The organism is Leptospira harrisiae (assembly GCF_002811945.1).
Taxonomy (GTDB): Bacteria; Spirochaetota; Leptospiria; order Leptospirales; family Leptospiraceae; genus Leptospira_A; species Leptospira_A harrisiae.
Genome location: NZ_NPDX01000001.1, coordinates 1,811,480 through 1,830,547, shown reverse-complemented (window position 1 = coordinate 1,830,547; position 19,068 = coordinate 1,811,480). Strand labels below are relative to the sequence as shown.

At 38.9% G+C, this 19,068-nt stretch carries 24 protein-coding genes; 10 read left to right on the top strand and 14 right to left on the bottom strand.

All coding sequences use genetic code 11. From position 1 onward, the window contains the following. Positions 1-80 precede the first annotated feature (80 nt). Genes sufC through gshAB form a run of 9 tightly spaced genes read left to right on the top strand, consistent with a single transcriptional unit; the run spans position 81 to position 8,635 of the window. Entirely contained in the window at positions 81-833 is a 753-nt protein-coding gene (gene sufC, locus CH364_RS08495; RefSeq protein WP_100743094.1) for a Fe-S cluster assembly ATPase SufC, read from the top strand. Beyond that, on the top strand, positions 830-1,993 hold the full coding sequence (locus tag CH364_RS08490) for a SufB/SufD family protein (RefSeq protein ID WP_100743093.1): 1,164 nt from the start codon (positions 830-832) through the stop codon (positions 1,991-1,993). The genes sufC and CH364_RS08490 overlap by 4 nt, the downstream gene beginning before the upstream one ends. Continuing rightward, positions 1,993-2,307, top strand: a complete 315-nt coding sequence (locus CH364_RS08485; RefSeq protein ID WP_100743482.1) for a Rieske (2Fe-2S) protein — start codon at positions 1,993-1,995, stop codon at positions 2,305-2,307. The genes CH364_RS08490 and CH364_RS08485 overlap by 1 nt, the downstream gene beginning before the upstream one ends. Beyond that, positions 2,304-3,548 carry a cysteine desulfurase gene (locus CH364_RS08480; protein ID WP_100743092.1) on the top strand — a complete coding sequence of 415 codons (1,245 nt, stop codon included), beginning with the start codon at positions 2,304-2,306 and terminating at the stop codon, positions 3,546-3,548. The genes CH364_RS08485 and CH364_RS08480 overlap by 4 nt, the downstream gene beginning before the upstream one ends. After that, a complete protein-coding gene (locus CH364_RS08475; RefSeq protein WP_100743091.1) occupies positions 3,532-3,960 on the top strand; it encodes an iron-sulfur cluster assembly scaffold protein in 429 nt (142 codons plus the stop codon). Before CH364_RS08480 ends, CH364_RS08475 begins: the two co-directional genes overlap by 17 nt. Beyond that, positions 3,950-4,273 carry a metal-sulfur cluster assembly factor gene (locus tag CH364_RS08470; protein WP_015679894.1) on the top strand — a complete coding sequence of 108 codons (324 nt, stop codon included), beginning with the start codon at positions 3,950-3,952 and terminating at the stop codon, positions 4,271-4,273. The genes CH364_RS08475 and CH364_RS08470 overlap by 11 nt, the downstream gene beginning before the upstream one ends. Further along, positions 4,270-6,030 (top strand): gamma-glutamyltransferase, encoded by a 1,761-nt coding sequence (gene ggt / locus CH364_RS08465; protein WP_100743090.1) that lies wholly within the window; start codon positions 4,270-4,272, stop codon positions 6,028-6,030. The genes CH364_RS08470 and ggt overlap by 4 nt, the downstream gene beginning before the upstream one ends. A 3-nt stretch (positions 6,031-6,033) precedes the next feature. Then, complete coding sequence (gene gshA, locus CH364_RS08460) at positions 6,034-7,626, top strand: glutamate--cysteine ligase (protein WP_100743089.1); 1,593 nt, start codon at positions 6,034-6,036, stop codon at positions 7,624-7,626. Position 7,627: 1 nt separating this feature from the next. Next, on the top strand, positions 7,628-8,635 hold the full coding sequence (gshAB, locus tag CH364_RS08455) for a bifunctional glutamate--cysteine ligase GshA/glutathione synthetase GshB (protein ID WP_100743481.1): 1,008 nt from the start codon (positions 7,628-7,630) through the stop codon (positions 8,633-8,635). 131 nt (positions 8,636-8,766) lie between these two features. Here gshAB and CH364_RS08450 read toward each other — a convergent pair whose 3' ends face one another. From CH364_RS08450 to CH364_RS08395, 12 genes are all read right to left on the bottom strand, one after another. Then, positions 8,767-9,009 (bottom strand): glutathione S-transferase N-terminal domain-containing protein, encoded by a 243-nt coding sequence (locus CH364_RS08450; protein ID WP_100743088.1) that lies wholly within the window; start codon positions 9,007-9,009, stop codon positions 8,767-8,769. Between the two features lie 6 nt (positions 9,010-9,015). Beyond that, positions 9,016-9,324 carry a Grx4 family monothiol glutaredoxin gene (grxD, locus tag CH364_RS08445; RefSeq protein ID WP_002982746.1) on the bottom strand — a complete coding sequence of 103 codons (309 nt, stop codon included), beginning with the start codon at positions 9,322-9,324 and terminating at the stop codon, positions 9,016-9,018. Positions 9,325-9,326: 2 nt separating this feature from the next. Next, positions 9,327-9,551 (bottom strand): BolA/IbaG family iron-sulfur metabolism protein, encoded by a 225-nt coding sequence (locus tag CH364_RS08440; protein ID WP_100743087.1) that lies wholly within the window; start codon positions 9,549-9,551, stop codon positions 9,327-9,329. Between the two features lies 1 nt (position 9,552). Beyond that, on the bottom strand, positions 9,553-10,224 hold the full coding sequence (locus tag CH364_RS08435) for a glutathione S-transferase family protein (protein WP_100743086.1): 672 nt from the start codon (positions 10,222-10,224) through the stop codon (positions 9,553-9,555). Positions 10,225-10,239: 15 nt separating this feature from the next. Then, positions 10,240-10,521, bottom strand: coding sequence for a BolA family protein (locus CH364_RS08430; RefSeq protein ID WP_100743085.1), 282 nt, complete (start codon positions 10,519-10,521; stop codon positions 10,240-10,242). Beyond that, complete coding sequence (locus CH364_RS08425; protein WP_100743084.1) at positions 10,505-11,275, bottom strand: ABC transporter permease; 771 nt, start codon at positions 11,273-11,275, stop codon at positions 10,505-10,507. Before CH364_RS08425 ends, CH364_RS08430 begins: the two co-directional genes overlap by 17 nt. A gap of 2 nt (positions 11,276-11,277) precedes the next feature. Beyond that, entirely contained in the window at positions 11,278-12,195 is a 918-nt protein-coding gene (locus tag CH364_RS08420; protein WP_100743083.1) for an ABC transporter ATP-binding protein, read from the bottom strand. Continuing rightward, positions 12,196-13,227, bottom strand: a complete 1,032-nt coding sequence (gene trhO, locus CH364_RS08415) for an oxygen-dependent tRNA uridine(34) hydroxylase TrhO (protein WP_100743082.1) — start codon at positions 13,225-13,227, stop codon at positions 12,196-12,198. It lies immediately after the preceding gene. Beyond that, positions 13,224-14,606, bottom strand: coding sequence for a dihydrolipoyl dehydrogenase (locus tag CH364_RS08410; RefSeq protein ID WP_100743081.1), 1,383 nt, complete (start codon positions 14,604-14,606; stop codon positions 13,224-13,226). The genes trhO and CH364_RS08410 overlap by 4 nt, the downstream gene beginning before the upstream one ends. A gap of 91 nt (positions 14,607-14,697) precedes the next feature. Beyond that, positions 14,698-15,489: an SDR family NAD(P)-dependent oxidoreductase gene (locus CH364_RS08405; protein ID WP_100743080.1), complete on the bottom strand. Its 792-nt coding sequence runs from the start codon at positions 15,487-15,489 to the stop codon at positions 14,698-14,700. Further along, a complete protein-coding gene (locus CH364_RS08400) occupies positions 15,486-16,496 on the bottom strand; it encodes a zinc-binding alcohol dehydrogenase family protein (RefSeq protein ID WP_100743079.1) in 1,011 nt (336 codons plus the stop codon). The genes CH364_RS08405 and CH364_RS08400 overlap by 4 nt, the downstream gene beginning before the upstream one ends. Next, positions 16,493-16,918, bottom strand: coding sequence for a MauE/DoxX family redox-associated membrane protein (locus CH364_RS08395; protein WP_100743078.1), 426 nt, complete (start codon positions 16,916-16,918; stop codon positions 16,493-16,495). The genes CH364_RS08400 and CH364_RS08395 overlap by 4 nt, the downstream gene beginning before the upstream one ends. Before the next feature lie 97 nt (positions 16,919-17,015). On the opposite strand from CH364_RS08395, the gene CH364_RS08390 reads away from it, so the two are divergent. Beyond that, positions 17,016-17,918 (top strand): LysR family transcriptional regulator, encoded by a 903-nt coding sequence (locus CH364_RS08390; RefSeq protein ID WP_100743077.1) that lies wholly within the window; start codon positions 17,016-17,018, stop codon positions 17,916-17,918. Here CH364_RS08390 and CH364_RS08385 read toward each other — a convergent pair. Both CH364_RS08385 and CH364_RS08380 read right to left on the bottom strand, forming a co-directional pair. Further along, positions 17,908-18,672: an endonuclease gene (locus CH364_RS08385; protein ID WP_243401293.1), complete on the bottom strand. Its 765-nt coding sequence runs from the start codon at positions 18,670-18,672 to the stop codon at positions 17,908-17,910. The genes CH364_RS08390 and CH364_RS08385 overlap by 11 nt on opposite strands. Beyond that, complete coding sequence (locus CH364_RS08380; RefSeq protein ID WP_100743075.1) at positions 18,669-19,061, bottom strand: MAPEG family protein; 393 nt, start codon at positions 19,059-19,061, stop codon at positions 18,669-18,671. The genes CH364_RS08385 and CH364_RS08380 overlap by 4 nt, the downstream gene beginning before the upstream one ends. Positions 19,062-19,068 lie beyond the last annotated feature (7 nt).

The following is a 19,068-nucleotide window of genomic DNA, read 5'->3' as shown; positions in this document are numbered from 1 at the left end:
TGAGTGGTGCTTTTTCCTGGTAGAAGGGATTCGTCTAAATTATAGAATCATTCTAAATATATACAAAACAGGATACCACCTTGTCCGCTATTCTCGAAATTAAATCTCTACACGCTAATGTAGGGGACAAAACGATCCTCCGGGGAGTCAATCTCACCATCGGACCCGGAGAGGTTCATGCCATTATGGGGCCCAATGGGTCAGGAAAGAGCACACTTTCCAATGTCATTCTAGGACATCCGAAATATACAATCACTTCCGGAGATATCCTCTTTAAGGGAGAGTCCATTTTAAATAAAACAACCGATGAAAGGGCAAGGCTTGGATTATTTTTGTCCTTCCAATACCCAACTTCTCTTCCTGGTGTTACCATTGGAAATTTTCTAAAATCAATTCTCAAAGCACATAGGGGAAAAGAAGTTCCTGTCAAAGAATTCAAACAAGAATTAAAACAATCCATGGATCTTTTGGAAGTGCCTCAATCATTTATCGGGCGTTATGTGAATGATGGGTTTTCTGGTGGTGAAAAAAAACGGGCCGAAATTTTACAGATGAGTTTGTTAAAACCAATTTTGTCCATTTTGGATGAAACGGATTCTGGTTTGGATATTGATGCATTACGAATTGTTTCAGAAGGAATCAATTCTAATAGAAATCCGGAACGTTCCATTCTCCTCATCACTCACTACCAAAGGATGTTGAATTATATAGTTCCTGATTTTGTACATGTGTTTGCAGATGGACGAATTTTAGAAACAGGTGGCAAAGACCTTTCTTTAAAATTAGAGGAAGTCGGATATGATTGGATTTTGGAGAGAGAAGGGGTCAAATGAATTCCTCACTCACAAAAAATCGATTGGTTCTTACAAAAGAAAGATACACTCAATTTAATACTTCTCTTTTAGAAATTTGGAATCAGTTAGAAATTCCCAAAGATTCGGAAGAGTCTTGGAGAAAGTTTCCGATTGGTTCTGTGGATTGGAAAGAGTTACAATTTGATCCAAAAGAAGTAAATCCTGGATCTATTGTATCGGAAGAAAATACTGTAGAACAGTCGTTATCTGAAGAAACGGTGCAATCTTTACTTGCGGATATTTTGAAATACACTCCTAAAGATTATTTTGCTTACCTTAATTTGGTAGTAGCTCCTTATTATGAAATTATTTTGTTAGAGGAAGGAGAATCAGAATTTGATTTTGAAGAAGAAGGTGATAAACCAAAACATTCTGTAAGAATATTTTATCTCACTAAAGGAAAAACTTCCAAAACTCAAATTAGATTCCAAAATCATCATTTATCCGAAGACTTACATTTATCATCCTCATTAGATTTCTACATTGCCGGCGATTCTTCCTATTTGGAAATTTTAGACCGTGAGTCAAGTGACCTAGACCTCTACCGGTTTCGGAATGTTTGTATTCTCGGCCATAATGATTCACAAGTGAAATACCACCATTACCCAATGGGTGGATTTCGTTCTAAATTATTTTTACATGCTCATTTACTTGGGAAAGGTACAGAAGTAACTGTGGACGGAGTGTCAGCGCTTGGGGGTAGAAATTTAAAAGATTTAGATATGGAAATGTTTCACCATGCCGATTTTACTACGAGTAAAATCAGTTATAAAGCCATTGTGACTGACAAGGCCCATCATATTTTTACAGGAAATTTGATCATCCCACCTAATTTGAAAAAGGTGACTGCTCACCAAGAATCGTTTAACTTATCTTTGAATAAAAAGGCAAGGGCAGAAGCCAATCCGAAACTAGAGGTTTTGGCAGAAGATGTATCTTGTACACATGGTGCCACAGTTGGCGATATAGACGAAGAACAGTATTTTTATCTTTTGTCACGTGGTCTCACACCAGAAGAATCTAAGTCCTTACTCGTGACTGCCTTTTACGGAGAAACCATTCAGTCCATTGGATTTTCTGATGAAGTAAAGTTATCTTTGGAATCTGAGATCAAAGAGATTCTCGTGGGAGGCAAATGATGGCCTTTAAAAAAATAATCTCTGTTTCAGAAGTCACTGAGGGCAGTTTGGTAGTTGTAAAAACTCGCCATTTTAATGTGGTTCTGACAAAAGTGGAAGGGGAATACTTTGCTTTTGAAGATTCTTGCACTCATGACGGGGAAGAAATTTCCTGTGGGAAATTAGAAGGATGTGTCATTACCTGTCCTAGACATTTTGCAAAATTTGATGTTCGAACCGGTAATGTTTTGGCCTTACCTGCGACAGAACCACTTGTGATTTTTCCTGTTCGTGTGAATGGGACAGATTTGGAAGTTGATTTGGAGGCGGTATGAGTTTAGATCCTTACCAAGTCCGAAAGGATTTTCCTATTTTGTCTCGCACTTTACCAAATGGCAAACCTCTTGTTTACTTAGACAATGGTGCCTCTTCACAAAAACCACAGTCGGTGATTGATGCAACGAATCACTATTATACAAACGACAATGCCAACATCCATCGGGGTGTGTATTATTTATCCCAACATGCAACCGAACTCTTTGAACGCACCCGGATCAAAACTTCCCATTTTTTCCAGGCTCAATGTGCTAAGGCAATTATTTTCACTCGTGGGACAACGGATGCCATCAACTTAGTGGCACAGACCTGGGGTCGAACCAATATCACTGAGGGAGATGAGATTGTTTTGTCCGTCCAGGAACACCATTCGAATTTGGTTCCTTGGCAGATGTTGGCCTTAGAAAAAAAAGCCTTTTTAAAATTCATTCCCATTAACGAAGATACGACTTACAATTTATCTAATTTAAACGAAATCATTAACAAACGCACAAAGTTAGTCGCCATAAGCCAGATGTCCAATGTAACTGGAACGATTCATGACCTAACGAGGATTATTGATCGGGTTCGCCAAGTCGGTGCAAAAGTTCTAGTCGATGGAGCACAAGCAGCATGTCATATGCCCATCCATTTGGTGGATATGGATGTAGACTTTTATGCATTTTCGGCCCATAAGATGCTTGGACCCACTGGTGTGGGAGTTCTTTTCGGAAAAGAAGAAATTCTAGAAGCTATGCCCCCTTGGCTTGGTGGCGGGGATATGATAGAATCGGTAGAGCTAGAAAGTTCTACTTATGCGGCCCTCCCTGCAAAATTAGAAGCAGGAACTCCGAATATTGCCGGAGTCATTGGTTTTAGCCATGCATTAGATTACCTTCAAAAAGTAGGAATGAAAAACATCAAAGAACACGAACGGATGTTAACTGAATATGCATTGGAAAAACTCAACCGAATTGGTGGCCTTCATATTTATGGAACAGAAGATTTAGACAAAAGAGGCGGGGTTGTATCCTTTACAATGGAAGGAATCCACCCTCATGATGTTGGATCCATATTAGATGAAGAGGGTGTTGCCATTCGTGTGGGCCACCACTGTTGCCAACCACTCATGAAACAATTATCAATTCCAGGAACTTGTCGTGCATCGTTCTATTTATACAATACAAAGGAAGATATCGATGCTCTCTTACATTCCATTGACAAAGTGAAATCGATATTTGGTCGTGTCGCAAGAAAGTAAGTTCAAAGATTTCCTAAGATGGAAATCTTACGGGTTATGGGAAAAACCATCTGTCCCTTACCAAACTTTGAAAGGACTAAATCCCCTTTGTGGCGATGAAATTTATATTTATTACAATATAGAAAAAAATCATTCCATTCAAATTCTCGGACTTGGTGGTGAATCTTGTTCCATTTGTTCTGCTGCGGCCGGATTTCTTTTTAAAAATAAATCCAAACTAGATCCGAACCAATTCCAGTCTTACTTACAGAACCGGAAAAAATTTTTGGATGGTGAGGATTCTTGTTTGATTGAAGACAAGGAAGAGTTATCCTTTTTTTCAGTCCTTCGTAATCATCCTGGTCGTTATCGTTGTGGCCTGCTTCCTTGGCAGACCTTATTAAAATTCAAAGAGGGTATTTATGATTCGTGATCCAGAAACAGAAAAAGAATGGGAAGTATTCCACAGTGTTCGTATGGTAGAAGACCCAGAAATAGGCATTTCTCTGATTGAACTTGGTTTGATTTATGATATCAAAGTGGAAGGGGAAAAGGCGGACATTACCATGACCTATACCTCTCTTGCCTGTCCGGCCGGACCACAAATGAAACAAGATATCGAAAACCACGCACTCCGTGTGGATGGAATTAGTGAAGCTGTTGTCCATGTGGTATGGAATCCGAAATGGGAACCTCGTGCCATGGCCAGTGAAGAAGCCAAAATGCAAATGGGGATTTTCGATTGAATTTTCGATTTCCCTTTCTTATCCTCTTTTTAGTTGTCTTTTTATTTAACAGTTGTGAGACGATACCTTTCTTAAAGGAATCTTTTTCTGAAAAGGAAGAGGTTTCTCTTCACATCCCTCAAATTGAAGGATCGGCAGAAAAACGGTCTCGTTATGAATTTTCTGGAAAAGAAATCATCATATCTTCCGACCATCCTTTGGCCTCACAAGCGGGAATGGAGGTTTGGAAACAAGGGGGAAATGTGGTGGATGTATTTGCTGCCGCAAGTTTTGCCATCTCTGTCCTTCGTCCTCATTCCACGGGTTTATTTGGTGGTGGTTTTGCCGTCATTCATTTACCACAAAAAGGGAAATGGGCTTACGACTTTAGAGAACGTTCACCAAAAAAAGGAACTTCTTCCTTTTACTTAAATCCTGATGGTTCTGTGATTGCAGGTAAAACCTTAAAAGGTGCCTATAGTGCTGGAGTGCCTGGAACGGTGCAAGGGATTTTAGCAATCCAAAAACAACATGGAAAGTTACCACTGAATGTCGTGATTGCACCTGCTATTCGTTATGCGAAAAATGGGTTTTCTGTCTATGGAGATTTGGCAAATGCCATTTCTAAAACTTGGCCGGATATGAATTTAGCCATGAAAAAAGTTTTTGGGATTGATAACAGAGCCATTCGGGAAGGAGAACTCCTCCAGCAGGAGGACCTTGCCAAAACATTGGAACGGATTGTTGAAAATTCTGAAAAGGAATTTCTGGATGGAGAGACCATCCAACTTGTATCTCAGTATTATTCAGAATATGAAAATTTTATTACTAGTGATGATTTTAAAAACTACCAAGTAAAGGTAAGTGATCCTTTAGTTTCTTCTACTTGGGGACATACGATTCTTACCATGCCTCCTCCCAGTTCGGGGGTTCATCTTGTGACTATGATGAACCTGTATTCGGAAATGCAAAAACGAAATACTTTTCCTAAGGGAAATGTTGGTGAGATAATTCGTATTACGGAAGCTATGCGAGTGGCCTACCGTGACCGGGCGGAACTAGGCGGAGATCCGGGTTTTACAACGGTTCCGGTGTCTAAACTAGTATCTGCAAGTTATGCCAAAGAAGAAACAAATGAGATCGAAAAAAAAGTGGTTTCAGGGAGTTGGCCCGAATCCAAAGAGGAAAAACAAAAACAAGAATCTTATAATACCACTCATATCTCCATTATGGATAAAGATGGGAATGCGGTATCCACAACCCAATCAGTAAATGGAATTTTTGGAGCAGTCCAGATGGTTCCAGGAACTGGCCTTGTTCTAAACAATACCATGGATGATTTTGCAGTGGCTCCAGGTGTTCCTAATCTGTATGGACTTGTGGGTTCCAAGGCCAATGCCATTGAGCCAGGAAAAACTCCTCTATCCAGTATGAGCCCAACCATCCTTCTCGACGGGACAGGCAAAACCAAAATGGTGATCGGAGCCCCGGGTGGTTCGCAAATCCCAACCTCAATTTTTAATACGCTATATCGATATTTGGTCCAAAAGGAAAGTTTGTATGAAAGTGTATCCTATCCTAGGATCCACCACCAATTCCAACCGGATCGGATTTTTTTAGATCCTGAAATAAAAGACAGTTTTCCGCAAACGGAATTACCATTTTATCAAGTCCAATATATTAGGCATCGTGCGAAAGTATTTGCCATCACTAGGGAGGGAGACCGTCTCATTGGCGTCTCAGATCCCAAAGGGGAAGGAGTCCCTTTAGGTTTTTAAACCATGAAATCAAAGTTATTAACATCGACTAAAAAAAATTCAACACGTAATTTATTATCAGAAGAATACCGAACTTGTTTACTTAGCGCCAAACACGGGTTAGAGAGGGAAAGTGTCAGGGTGGATGGAAAATCTCAGCTGGCATCCACTCCTCATCCCAAATCACTCGGATCAAGTCTCACCCATCCATTGATCAAAACAGATTTTGCCGAAGCACAAATTGAATATGCAACGAATGTGCACAAATCCATTCCTGATGCTCTACGAGAACTCACAGAGTTACATGCCTTTACTGTCAGTCGATTGGGTTCCGAATACTTATGGCCTTTTAGTATCCCTCCTGTTTTACCAACAGAAAACAAAATTGAAGTAGGGAACTATGGGACTTCCATAGAAGGTAGAAAAAAAACCATCTATCGGAATGGACTAGGCCATCGTTATGGAAAGAAGATGCAAACCATTTCGGGAGTGCATTACAATATTTCCTTCGATACTTGTATGTTGTCGGTAGTCTCAGAAAAACGTTTTAAAAAACCTTTAACACCAACAACTAAATCGCAGATTTATTTTGATACGATACGTAACTTTTATAGAATTTCGCCAGCCTTATTGTATTTATTTGGGTCATCTAGCTTAACGGACGTTACGTTTACGGAAGAATCCAAACAAATCAAAAAACGAGATTCTAAAACTTTAAAATCAGATTTTGCTACAACCCTTCGCCTTTCTAGTATTGGTTATACAAGTAAAGTACAAGGAAAATATCCTATCTCCGTAAATTCGCTGGAAGAGTATGCTTCAGATATGTGTCAGGTAGTTTCTAAATCCTACACTCCATACAAACAGTTCAATGGAAAACCTACCAACCAGTTGAATGACCATATTTTACAATTGGAAAATGAATACTATTCTCTTGTCCGTCCAAAACAAGTTCCGAAAGGTGATGAACGTGTAGTGGATGCCCTTTTGGAACGTGGTGTGGAGTATTTGGAAATTAGACTTCTTGATTTGGATCCATTTTCTGCGATCGGTGTCGAAGAAAACAGACTCTATTTTTTGCATATGGTTCTTCTCTATTGTATGTTGAATGAATCACCTAAATCTGATTTGGTGGAGATGGCGGATTGGAGAAAAAACCAAGAACTGACTACTTGGTTTGGTCGAAAGGAAGAAACTAAAATTAAATTTCTTGGGGAAGAGATGAGTCTTCGGGATTTGACTTACCAACTCTTTGTAGAAATCCAACCTATCGCTGATCTTTTAGATGAAAATGATGCAAATGGCGCCTATAGTAAAGCTTGGGAAAGTCTTTGGGAAAAATGGAATGATCCTAGCCAACTTGGTTCTACTATGTCTGAACTTGATTTAGAAATTCATAAATCTAGTTTTCGAGAGTTTGGGTTGACTCTTGCTAAATTGCATAAAGAGGAACTTCTGAATTACCCACTTCCACCGAATCTTGTGAAGTATTATGAAGATTTAAGTGTTCAGTCCATTTATGAACAACAAAAGATAGAAAACTTAGAAGGCAGCCATTTAAAGAAAAATCAAAAACCCATTCAAATCAAACCCTTAAAACTTTGTAGTGGGGTTTGAAGTGACGGATACAAAACCATTACCTTCTGGCTTTGAAGATTTAGAAATTTCGACACAAATCATCATTCGAGATGCCTTAACTCGTGGAATCCAAATCGAGATGGTGGATCGTAAGGAAAATTTCCTTCGTCTCGTACAAGGAAATCATTCCGAGTTTGTCAAAGAGGCAAGTAAAACAAGGCTCGATAGTTTGATGACCTACCTTGTGATGGAGAACAAAATTGCCTCCAAACTTGTGTTAGAGGAAAATGGGATTCGTGTTCCTGTTGGCAGAAATTATTCAAATTTGGAAACAGCCCTTGCCGACTATACTTTCTTTTTTGATAAGAAAAAAGTGATCAAACCCGTAACCACCAACTTTGGACTGGGGATTGGAATCTCCGAACCGGGAGATAGTATAGATAAGTTTACATCATTTGTCAACATTGCCCTTGGACTTTCAAATTCTATCATCATTGAAGAATTTATCGAAGGGCCTGAGTATCGATTTTTAGTTCTTGGGGATAAAGTGATCGCCGTTTGTAACCGAGTGCCAGCAAACGTTATAGGGGATGGGAAAAGTTCCATTCGGGATTTGATTTTAAAAAAGAACGAAGACCCAAGACGGGGGGAAGGTCATAAAACTGCTTTAGAAAAAATTCAGATGTCCGAAGTCGAATTACAAATTCTAAAAGACCAAGGTCTTGGTTTTGATTCTGTTCCTGATTTCGGAAAAAAGGTTTTCCTAAGAAAGAACTCCAATATATCTACCGGCGGGGATTCATTAGATGTGACAGACAATGTACACCCGGATTTTAAGGCCATTGCAGTCTCTGCGGCCAAAGCGGCTGGGGCTATGATTTGTGGGATCGATATCATCTCTTCTCGGATTGAATTGAAACCTGATCCCAAGACTTATGCCATCTTAGAAATCAATTTCAATCCGGTGCTTTATATCCATGAATTTCCCTATTCTGGCAAACCGAGGTTTGTTGGGGATAAAATTTTGGATTTACTGGGTTTCCATTGATCGATTGATTCGTTTATCAATGGTTTTATTCTAAAAATATGATACTAGATTTGTTGTGAGATGTGCGTATCGAAGGCTTCGTTCGAAACGTAAGTAATTTACTTCGAACTGATACGCAAAGAAAAGATTTTTTAAGAATATTTGGATCTTAAATAAGCAATGATGTCAGCAGATTCATACATCTGGATATTGCCATCCACAAGGAACGGAACTTGGGATTGTCCTCCAAGCCTTACTACTTCTGCTCGGCCAGGAGTTCCTTGAAAAGCCTCTACGTATTCTATGTCTTTTCCCACCACAAGTCCAAGTGATTCCGCAGTGCGAATCACTCTTTGGCAGTAGGGACAAGTATCATATTGGTAGAGGCGAATCATTCGAGTTTATCCCGCTTTTTTTGTCAGTTCACCGGACTGAGCCATTTGGATGGTGATGTCATGACCGCCCACAAATTCACCCTTGATATAGAGTTGCGGAATGGTTGGCCAGTTTGTGAATTCTTTGATTCCTTCTCTGATTTTCATATCAGAAAGAACATTAAATGATCCAAAAGGGATTCCGAGTTGTTTGAGTGTGGTGACTACTCCAGCAGAAAATCCACATTGTGGCATTTCCGGTGTTCCTTTCATAAATAGAAACACGTTTTCTGATTTGATTAAGGATTCAATTTTATCCTTTAACTCTTGTTCCATGGTTATTCGCTCCTAGTTTCCAATGCCAATGCATGGATTTCTTCTTTTAATTCATCTTTCAAAGTAGCATACACCATACGGTGTTGTTCAATGAGACCTTTGCCGGAAAAACCGGAAAAGGTTACCACTGCCTTGATATGGACTCCGTCCCGATAGGGATCAAGAATTTCCACTTTAGAGCCGGGTAGCCCATCTTCAATTTTCTTTTGGATTTCTGGGATTGTCATCCTATAGTATTCCTCCCATCCACGAATGGTGGGCTTTGATAAATTCAAGATATTCTTTAGGCACTTCTGGTAAAACAGAATTCTTTACCGATGGCAATGAAAGTAGAGTTTCACTCCATTTCGTAATTTTAGGAAAATCTTTTAGTAAGTAAAGTTCTGGTTTGTGATCTGCCAAAAATTGTAACCTCATAAAAAATGGGGCAAAAGCAGTGTCCACCAAATGCATTTTGGAACCAGCAAAATAAAGTGTGTCCCCAGTTGGAGAAGGCAGTCCAGCTTCTAAAATTTTGAATTTGGAAAGTAGGTCTTCTTTCTTTTTATCGGAATCGGTTTTTTCCTTTGCCATCGTCCATCCGTATTGGTCGACAAGGAGGGCACTTGCAAACTCGATCCAGGATCTATGTTTTGCTTTTTGGATGGGGTCTTTGGGATGAAGGGCCGGTGTGCTTGTTTCATCCAGATACTCATTGATGACAGCGGATTCGAAAATCACATCGTCTCCTACTTGTAAGACGGGAACTTTTCCAAAAGGAGATATCTTTAAAAACCAATCGGGTTTGTTTGCGAGGTCAATGTATTTGATATCGTAATCAACTTTTTTTTCGAGTAGGTTGATGACAGATCGTTGTACATAGGGACAAAGTTTAAAGCTGATAAGAACTGGTTTGGTCATATCTATTAGACTGGGTTATGGGGCAGAAAGGTCCATTTCCAAAGCATGGAGTCCTTTCTTAAATTCTTCTCCGAGTTCCGCGTAGACCAATCGGTGGTTTTCGACAGTGGATTTTCCGGAAAATAACGAGGAAACCATTTGCAAACGGAAATGAGTTTCTTTCGAATCCTTGGTCATTCCGGGGTGACCCGCATGTTCCAGAGAAACGTCTCGAAGGGAAAGGGAGCTTGGTTGGAATTTTTGCGAAAGGATTTTTTCCATCCGACTGAGTCTTGATTCTTTAGTTTCTGATGCCATAACCAATTTTCATTAACCTCACATTGATGATAAAAAGAATTCCAGAGAGTAAAGTGATAAAACCAAAGGAAAAATATAAATTCACATCGGTTACTCCGATAAATCCATACCGAAATAAGTTCACCATATAAAGGATGGGATTACAATAAGAAACCGTTTGCCAAAAACCAGGAAGGTTTTTCACCGAATAAAAAACTCCACCAAGGTATGTGAGAGGAGTTAAAATAAAAGTGGGAATGATTGTTACATCATCAAATTTTTTTGCAAACAGTGCATTGAAAAATCCACCTAGAGAAAATAAAATTGATGTCATAAGAACTGTAAATAGAATCACAAATGGATTATGGAAACGGAGGTTTGTAAAAAATAAAGAAGTGAGAGTCACAAGAATCCCTACAAAAATACCTCTTACAATTCCACCAAATGTATATCCAATGACAATTGTATAAGGTGAAGTTGGTGAAACGAGTAACTCTTCTATATTTTTTTGAAACTTACTAGAGAAAAAAGAAGAAACCACATTGTTATAAGAATTTGTGATGACACTCATCATAATGAGACCAGGAACTATAAATTCAATATAAGTAAAATCTCCAATTTTTCCAATTTGGCGGCCAACGAGTTCACCAAAAATTAGAAAATATAGGGCCATCGTAATGACCGGTGGGATGAGTGTTTGTATCCAAATACGAATGATTCTTATCCATTCTCGTCTGACAATGGTTTGTAATGCGGTAAAATTCTGTTTCCACATAGTTAGTTTTTTCCTGTTAATGATAAAAAAAGTTCTTCTAAACGATTTGATTTGTTTCTAAGACTTAATACTTCTAATTTTAGTTTTGTGAGTTCGGTAAACAATTGGTTTACAGATTCATTTTTATCCAATTGTACTTCTAAACTATGATCATCTAACCATTCCCAGGTGAATTTTTTGGACATTGGTTTTGATTTGATGGATTTTTTTAAGTCGATAATAAAAGTTTCTTTGTCCAAACGGTGCAGGAGTTTTTTCATCGAGGTGTTCTCTACAATTTCACCCTTGTCGATGATTGCGATGTTTTTACAAAGAGATTCTGCTTCTTCTAAATAATGAGTGGTGAGAATGATAGTTTTTCCTGCTTGGTTTAGTTCTTTTAAAAATTCCCACATAGAACGGCGAATTTCAATATCCACACCTGCTGTTGGTTCATCTAAAATCAGAAGTTTTGGATCGTGAACTAGCGCCCTTGCGATCATAAGCCTACGTTTCATCCCTCCACTGAGTTGGCCGGCGGCTGACTTTCGTTTGTCGATGAGAGACAACTTTTCTAAATAATATTCTACTTTTCCTTTGGCTTCCTTGTAAGGGATCCCATAAAAACCGGCCTGGTTGATTAGGATTTGTTCTACAGCTTCAAAAATTCCAAAATTAAACTCTTGGGGAACAATTCCGAGATAGGTTTTGGCAAGGTCGGGATTTGTGTCGATATCGGTTCCGAAGATTTTGACTTTCCCTCCTGTTTTACCTATGAGAGAACTTAAAATTCCAATGGTTGTGGATTTCCCTGCACCGTTTGGACCAAGTAAGGCAAAAAAATCTCCCGATTCTACCTTGAGGTTAATCGAGCGAAGGGCCTTCACTCCACTCCCATATGTTTTTTCTAATCCTTCTAATTCGATGGCGTATTTTTGCATTTATTTTCCTACTAGTTTCCTTGTTAGGTGGTGTGTCGGGTATTTTTTGTTTTTGATGTTTTCTTTTCTTAGGTTTTTTTGTGTTTCTTCGGGAAGTAGTATGATACTTTTACATTCTTCAGAACAACATCCTAGAAGTTCTTTGGAACAATCTTCACATTGGACAAGAAGTACATGGCAACCGAGGTTAGCACAATTGGTATGGCGGTCACTTGGTTTTCCACAAACATAACAAACGGTGAGGACATCATCGGTCACTCGTTCTCCTAACCGGTCATCAAATACAAAATTTTTGCCTTTGAATTTGGAAGGTAAACCTGCATCTTGGACAGCCTTTGCATAGTTGATGATCCCGCCTCGAAGTTGGTGTACCTTCGAAAATCCTTTATACTTTAAATAGGCACTCGCTTTTTCGCAGCGAATTCCTCCCGTGCAGTAGAGTAGAATTTTTTTGTCTTTGTTATCCTTTAAAATATCTTCCACAAGTGGTAGTTCTTCTCTAAAGGTTCCTACATCTGGCAAAATGGCATTTTCAAAATGTCCCACTTCTGATTCATAATTGTTTCGAAGGTCTACAACGATAACCCCGGGTTCTTCTAAGGTTTTATGAAACTCGAGTGGCGTTAGGTGGGTTCCCACATCTGAGGGATCAAATTTTGAATCATCGAGTCCGTCCGCCACGATTTTTTTACGAACCTTGATGGCGAGTTTGATAAAACTTTCTTTTTTATCTTCCACAGCATCGTTAAAATAGATTTGGTTTAGTTCGGGAATAGAATCCACTGTGGTTCGAAGTAAATCATAGTTTTCCGCCGGAATGGAAAATTGTGCGTTGATCCCTTCTTTTGCTAAATAAATCCTACCAAGGATTCCTAAATCTTCGAAGGCATCATACAGTTTGTCCCGAAATAAAAGTGGATCTTCTAGTTTTACATATCTGTAAAAGGAAATGACACGGCGTTCCCTTGTGTCTTTTTCTACCCGTTTTTTTAGGGTTTCTTTATCAAAACGATTGAATAAAAACTTTTTCACCTGACACCTTTTAGTTTTTCTTCTTTTACTTTTCTAAATGCATTTCTAGTAATTTCGGAAATTGCTGGGTGGATATAGATCATTCCCAAATAATCATCAAGTTTTGCTTTTAAATACATTCCAAGTAGAATTTGGTGAATGAGGTTTGCCGCTTCGTCACCTATAATATGAGCACCTATCACTTGTTCGGTTTCTTTAGAAACAAGAACTTTTACAAATCCAGAATCGGACATTCTTGCCATTCCGGTTGCACTGGAAGAATAGGGGTTGACTCCCTTATAATAAGGAATTTGTTTTTGAATGAGTTCTTCTTCCGTATAACCTACACTGGCAATTTGTGGATGAGTGAACACTGCTTCTGGCATCGGTGGATACTGGATGGGAAGATTTTCCTTGGTTCCATACAAGTGATCAAAGAGATATTCTCCTTCGAAGTTGGCACTGTGTCTGAAGAAAAAACGACCGATCACATCACCGAACGCATAAATTCCTGGTTCCGTGGTTTCTAAGTGGTCACTCACTTGGATGTAGCCATTATCGTTTGTTTGGATCTTTGTATGTTCTAAGCCTAAGTCATCGGTATTTGGTCGAATTCCTGTGGCCACAAGAAGCCGTTCTGCTGAATGAATGGTAGATTTCCCATCAGGCGTTTTTCCTGTGACCGTAAAAAGGCCATTTTTGAATTCTACCGTTTCAATTTGGTAATGTGATTCGATAGGAAAGGGTAGATGTTTGTTTAATTCTTTTTTGATCTCTCCATCGGCTGTTCGAAGAACATCTGTTCTCGTGAGTCCAGTCACCTCACAACCATAAGCTTTGTAGGCTGCACCCAGTTCCAAAGAAATAAATCCAGCTCCAATAATGAGAAGTGATTTTGGAAATTTGTCTGGAGACAAAGCCTCTCTGGAAGTCCAAAAGGGAGTTCCCTTTAATCCAGGAATTTCTGGGATATTGGGTCTTGTTCCAGTCACAATAAATATATGTTTGGCGGTATAGGTTTCCTCTCCGTCGGAAAGAATGCGTTTGTCGATAAATCGAACTTGTTTGGGATTATAGTCTATATTCGGATTTTTTTCGTAAGCAAGCGGAATGGAATCGGAATCTAATTTTACCGTCGCATTCACCCGTTTGAAAATTTCTGCCACATCAGCCACTGGTTTTTCTTTAAAAAAAACAGGAAACTTTTCCGTGTCTTCTGTCATACGAATGAGTTCGGATGGATAAATGACCATTTTAGATGGGATACAACCTCTGTTGAGGCAAGTCCCTCCGGGAGTCTCTTTTTCAAACACGGCAACTCGTTTCCCGATTTTGGAAGGTGGGGTCACAAGTTTTGTACCTGCACCCGCACCAATGACAATGATGTCATATTCTTTCATACAAGTTCCAGCTTGGAAATCGGGCAGTTTTCTGTAAATGAAGCAAAATCTCTTTTCCCAAATTTAGAGAGAACTGCCATTCCTCTTTTTTTCAAATCGATTTATAAACTCCACCGTCCGCTCTGACAGAGGAACCGTTGATCATGGAGGCAAGGTCACTTGCTAAAAAAACAATGACATTGGCGATTTCTTCCGGTTTGGCGAACCTCCCCACAAGGGATGAGGGTCTATTTTCCCGAATGAAATCGGTTGCCATCTCTTCCTTCGATTTTCCCTTTTCTTTTGCAAGGGCTTCAATGAATTCTTCCACTCCTTCGGAGAGTGTAGGCCCCGGTAAAACCGAATTCACCGTGACCTTCGTTCCCTTACAAACTTCGGCACTTCCTCGTGCGATGGAAAGTTGAGCTGTTTTACTCATACCGTAGTGCACCATCTCTACAGGAATGTTTAGTGCTGATTCACTCGAAACAAAAATAATCCGACCTGAATTTCTTTTTAACATTCCTTTCAAATAATTTTGTGTGAGTTCAGCTCCGCTTAAGACATTGGTTTCATACATTTGTTTCCAATCTTCTCTCTTAATTTCAAAAAAGGGTTTGGGTTCAAAATAACCAGCATTGTTGACTAACACGTCAAGTTCAGGAATTTGTTTGGTTAATTTTTGAATTCCTTCTTCAAAAGCTAAATCCGCTGACACTCCACCTAACTTTGCATTAGGTAAGATGGATTTGATTTCTGTGATGGCAGCTTCTACCGCTTTGTCCGACCGACCATGGATAAAAACTTCCGCCCCTTCTTTTGCGAAACTAAGAGCGGTTTGGAATCCGATCCCTTTTGTGGATCCTGTCACTAAAACTTTTTTATCTTTAAGACCTGTATTCATTTTCTCATTCCTCCGAGTACAATTTTACCGATTGTTTTTCCTGTTTGTAAAAGTTCGTGTGCTTTGTTTAGACTTTCTACACTCATCTCACCCAAATCTAATTTGTCCGTTGGGATGATTTTTTTCTTCTCTACGAACCCAGCAATTTCCTCTAATAAATGTTTTTGTTTGATTCGGTCTTCTGTTTGATACATAGATCTCGTAAACATAAACTCATTCAAATATCCATTACTTTTTGATTTAAGGAGATTCATGTTGAGAGGAGAATCTGATTCGACAATAGAACAAATATTTCCAAAAGGAAGGAGCACCTTAGCCAAATTTTCGAAATGATCCTTCGGATCACTAAAGAGAAGTGCTTCATTCACTCCATTGAGTCCAAAAGTTTGGATTTGTTCCTGGTAATCTTTGTTTGGATTCACTACCAAATCAGCACCGAGTGATTTGACCCAAGAAATCGATTCTTCACGCGATGCAGTCACAATGACCTTTGCCTTTGTTTTTTGTTTTAAAATTTGGATGGCGATACTTCCCACACCTCCCGCACCTGCAACAACAAGAACTGTTTTATTTGTGAATGAATCCATTTTTAATTTATCAAAAATAGATTCATAAGCAGTAATCGTTGTTAAAGGAAGTGAAGCCGCTTCTTTAAAATTTAAGTTTTTTGGTTTTTTACCAACGATCCACTCGTCAACTAGTTGAAATTCTGCATTACTTCCTGGTCGTTTGATATCACCTGCGTAGAAGACCTCGTCTCCCAATTCTAAGGTGGAAACTTTAGCTCCAAGTTCTGTCACCACACCTGCAGCGTCCCATCCTAAAATTCTAGGACCTGGATTTTCCTTTGTGATCGAATTTCTGATTTTATAATCGACAGGATTGACAGAAATCGCTTTGACTTCTACTCGAACATCGTGGGGGCCAATTGGTTCGATCGGAACATCTAACGTTCGCAATACAGAATTTTTCTCATTGGTATCATAAACGGCGGCAATTGCTTTCATAAATTCCTCATTTTTAAAAATGAGTCAACCGATAGGATTTGGTTATCAACCGAATTCAAAGCAAAAAAATAACAGACCATATAAATCATTTGGATTCCAACGATCTCCCATTTTTCAAGTAAACACATTCCAAATATGAGTGAACACATGAGTAAACTAGCCAATACCAAACTCCATTTTGTATTCCATCCTAAAATAATGAGGACACCTAATAGTAGTTCCATGGGAGGTATGATATACCCCATTGCACTCAACAGAACGGAAGGGAGAGGAGTATCAGAAAAAAGGGTTTTGATCCATTCCCGAAAAACTTCATATTTGTTTCCCATGCGAACAATGCCATGACCTAATAGGTTGGCTCCGATAGCGATTCGTAACACTAGACTAGCTAATGTGATTCCGTTGGTTTCTATTGCATTCATAGCACCCGGTCTTTCTGGGATCCTAATTTTGTAAATAAAAAATATTCAATAGTGTATTTGATTGACTGATTGTATATTAATGGTTTACAATAAACAAATGATTCCACCCATTCGAGACCTAGATGACCTAAAAACCTTTGTTTTCGTTGTCCAGGACCGTAGTTTTACCCAAGTTGCCGCCCGCCTGGGGGTAACAAAGGCAGCGGTTGCCAAAAGGATCCAGGGTTTAGAAAAACTTTGGAATACACAGTTGTTTTATCGAAACACAAGAAAGGTGATTCCCACAAGAGAGGCTGACTTAATTTTTCAAAAAGTGATCGCTGTCATTGAAAGTGTGAAGGAGCTAGAAAATTCATTAACCAGCAAAGATGAGTTAGAGGGAACACTTCGGGTAACTTGTGTAAGTTCCATGTCCAAGAATTTTGTATCAGAAATCATAGAAAAGTTCCAAGAACAAAACCCAAGAATTACCATCCAACTCATTGTTACAGATAGTTTGCTCGATCTTATGGAAGAGTCGATTGATATTGGGATACGTGTTGGAACAGATGTTCCGTCGGGACTTGTTGGAACAGAGTTATTTAAAAATAGAATATCCATTGTTGCAAGTCCATTGTATTTAGAAACGAAAGGAAAAATACTTACTCCAAAAGATTTAGAAAAACATAATCTTTTGTATTTGGATTTACATAAAACAATTCAATTTACTGGAACAAATTTGTCTTTAAGTGATGTGACAAAGAAAAGAACCTTTTTGTCGAATGATGCTGCAAGCCTTGTTCAAATGGGACTGAAAGGAAAAGGTGTTCTCATTCGTTCCTTTTGGGACATTGAAGAATATCTCCAAGAAGGAAAACTGGTTTCCATACTTACTGACAAAACTTTAGAAAACTTTGGAAGTGTTTGGGTGATCCATCCGAGTAACCGAACTCCCTCCAGAAGGATGATGGTCTTTCGTAATTTTTTAGAATCCGAATGTAGTTTGCGATTCAATCAATAAAGGGATTTTTGACTTTCTGGATTCTTTCTATGATTTCATTTTTTCTGATTTCAAAAGTATCAGGAGGATCTTGTTTATCCCAAGATTCATAAAGTTTTCGTCTATTTTCTGGAACCGGAATTCCATACTTCCATTCCATATAAAAGTAGGTTCGAGCAATGTCTCCGCGAATATTGGGTTTGGGTTCCGCTGTTTGTTCTTTGAAATTGATTTCAAAATCACATAACCCATAGTTTCTTTCTTCACCTTCAATTTCGCCATACGAGAAGGTTCCACGGTCTGCATTGATTTCACCGGGAACAGGAACAATATTGTGCATATCCGCTTCCATTCGATTAAATTCAGGATCGGTGGCCCTGCAACATTTTCGTCCCCGCACCGGTTTTCCATTGACCTCACAATCCTTTTTTGTCCAACACTCAAGTGAATTCCCAAAACTATAAGCAGGGACTATGTGTTCCCATTCAATCCATGTTTGGCGGAGGTTGTCTTTTCTACTTGCGAGTCCACAGGATTCAAAATCAATTTTAAGCCTTCCTAAAACTTCCTTGTCTTCGGAAAAGGGACATCCGCAATAAAAATCCGTTCCCACTTTTTTATAAAAACGTTTTAGAACTCGTTTGGCTTTTTGAAAATCAAACTCTCTAGAGTGGTATTCTTTTGTTTCTTCTTTTTCTTCTGTTTGGGAATAGAGAAAAAAACTAACCAAACATAGGAGAAAAAAAGTGAAATAGATATAGTGGAATTTTCTCAAGGGAGAATCGGTAGTAAATAGATAAACATTGTACAAAGAAATGCTAAAGTCCAAATGGTTGACCTTGCTTTCGGTAAATCAGCAATATAAAGATAAATATATAAAAATCGCAAAGCTACAAAACTCATCGCGAGAATTTCTAACCAATAGAAATCAACTTCCAGGAGAAGATTGAATAAAATGGCGATAGAAAAAATGGAAAATGCTTCAAACCCGTTTTGATGTGCACCGTTTGCACGAGCACCCCAACCAGAGAGTTTTGCTTGTTGCATTCTCGGGTGGTGGTTGTCGTAACCTTTTCCTTCTTTTGCCATTGCAAGGGCAACAATTCCTTTTGCTAAATAAATTTGGCCGATTGAAACAAGTAAACAAATAGTGATGATCGTCATTGGCTAA

Bases quoted from the DNA above. Each gene is read 5' to 3' on its own strand.
- CH364_RS08395 (WP_100743078.1), bottom strand. From the start codon at position 16,918: ATGAATGCAATAGAAACCAACGGAATCACATTAGCTAGTCTAGTGTTA.
- CH364_RS08390 (WP_100743077.1), top strand. From the start codon at position 17,016: ATGATTCCACCCATTCGAGACCTAGATGACCTAAAAACCTTTGTTTTC.
- CH364_RS08410 (WP_100743081.1), bottom strand. From the start codon at position 14,606: ATGAAAGAATATGACATCATTGTCATTGGTGCGGGTGCAGGTACAAAA.
- CH364_RS08485 (WP_100743482.1), top strand. From the start codon at position 1,993: ATGGCCTTTAAAAAAATAATCTCTGTTTCAGAAGTCACTGAGGGCAGT.
- CH364_RS08420 (WP_100743083.1), bottom strand. From the start codon at position 12,195: ATGCAAAAATACGCCATCGAATTAGAAGGATTAGAAAAAACATATGGG.
- CH364_RS08380 (WP_100743075.1), bottom strand. From the start codon at position 19,061: ATGACGATCATCACTATTTGTTTACTTGTTTCAATCGGCCAAATTTAT.
- CH364_RS08450 (WP_100743088.1), bottom strand. From the start codon at position 9,009: ATGATTCGCCTCTACCAATATGATACTTGTCCCTACTGCCAAAGAGTG.
- CH364_RS08425 (WP_100743084.1), bottom strand. From the start codon at position 11,275: ATGTGGAAACAGAATTTTACCGCATTACAAACCATTGTCAGACGAGAA.
- CH364_RS08430 (WP_100743085.1), bottom strand. From the start codon at position 10,521: ATGGCATCAGAAACTAAAGAATCAAGACTCAGTCGGATGGAAAAAATC.
- CH364_RS08400 (WP_100743079.1), bottom strand. From the start codon at position 16,496: ATGAAAGCAATTGCCGCCGTTTATGATACCAATGAGAAAAATTCTGTA.
- CH364_RS08405 (WP_100743080.1), bottom strand. From the start codon at position 15,489: ATGAATACAGGTCTTAAAGATAAAAAAGTTTTAGTGACAGGATCCACA.
- CH364_RS08440 (WP_100743087.1), bottom strand. From the start codon at position 9,551: ATGACAATCCCAGAAATCCAAAAGAAAATTGAAGATGGGCTACCCGGC.
- CH364_RS08470 (WP_015679894.1), top strand. From the start codon at position 3,950: ATGATTCGTGATCCAGAAACAGAAAAAGAATGGGAAGTATTCCACAGT.
- gshA (WP_100743089.1), top strand. From the start codon at position 6,034: ATGAAATCAAAGTTATTAACATCGACTAAAAAAAATTCAACACGTAAT.
- grxD (WP_002982746.1), bottom strand. From the start codon at position 9,324: ATGGAACAAGAGTTAAAGGATAAAATTGAATCCTTAATCAAATCAGAA.
- CH364_RS08480 (WP_100743092.1), top strand. From the start codon at position 2,304: ATGAGTTTAGATCCTTACCAAGTCCGAAAGGATTTTCCTATTTTGTCT.
- CH364_RS08435 (WP_100743086.1), bottom strand. From the start codon at position 10,224: ATGACCAAACCAGTTCTTATCAGCTTTAAACTTTGTCCCTATGTACAA.
- CH364_RS08490 (WP_100743093.1), top strand. From the start codon at position 830: ATGAATTCCTCACTCACAAAAAATCGATTGGTTCTTACAAAAGAAAGA.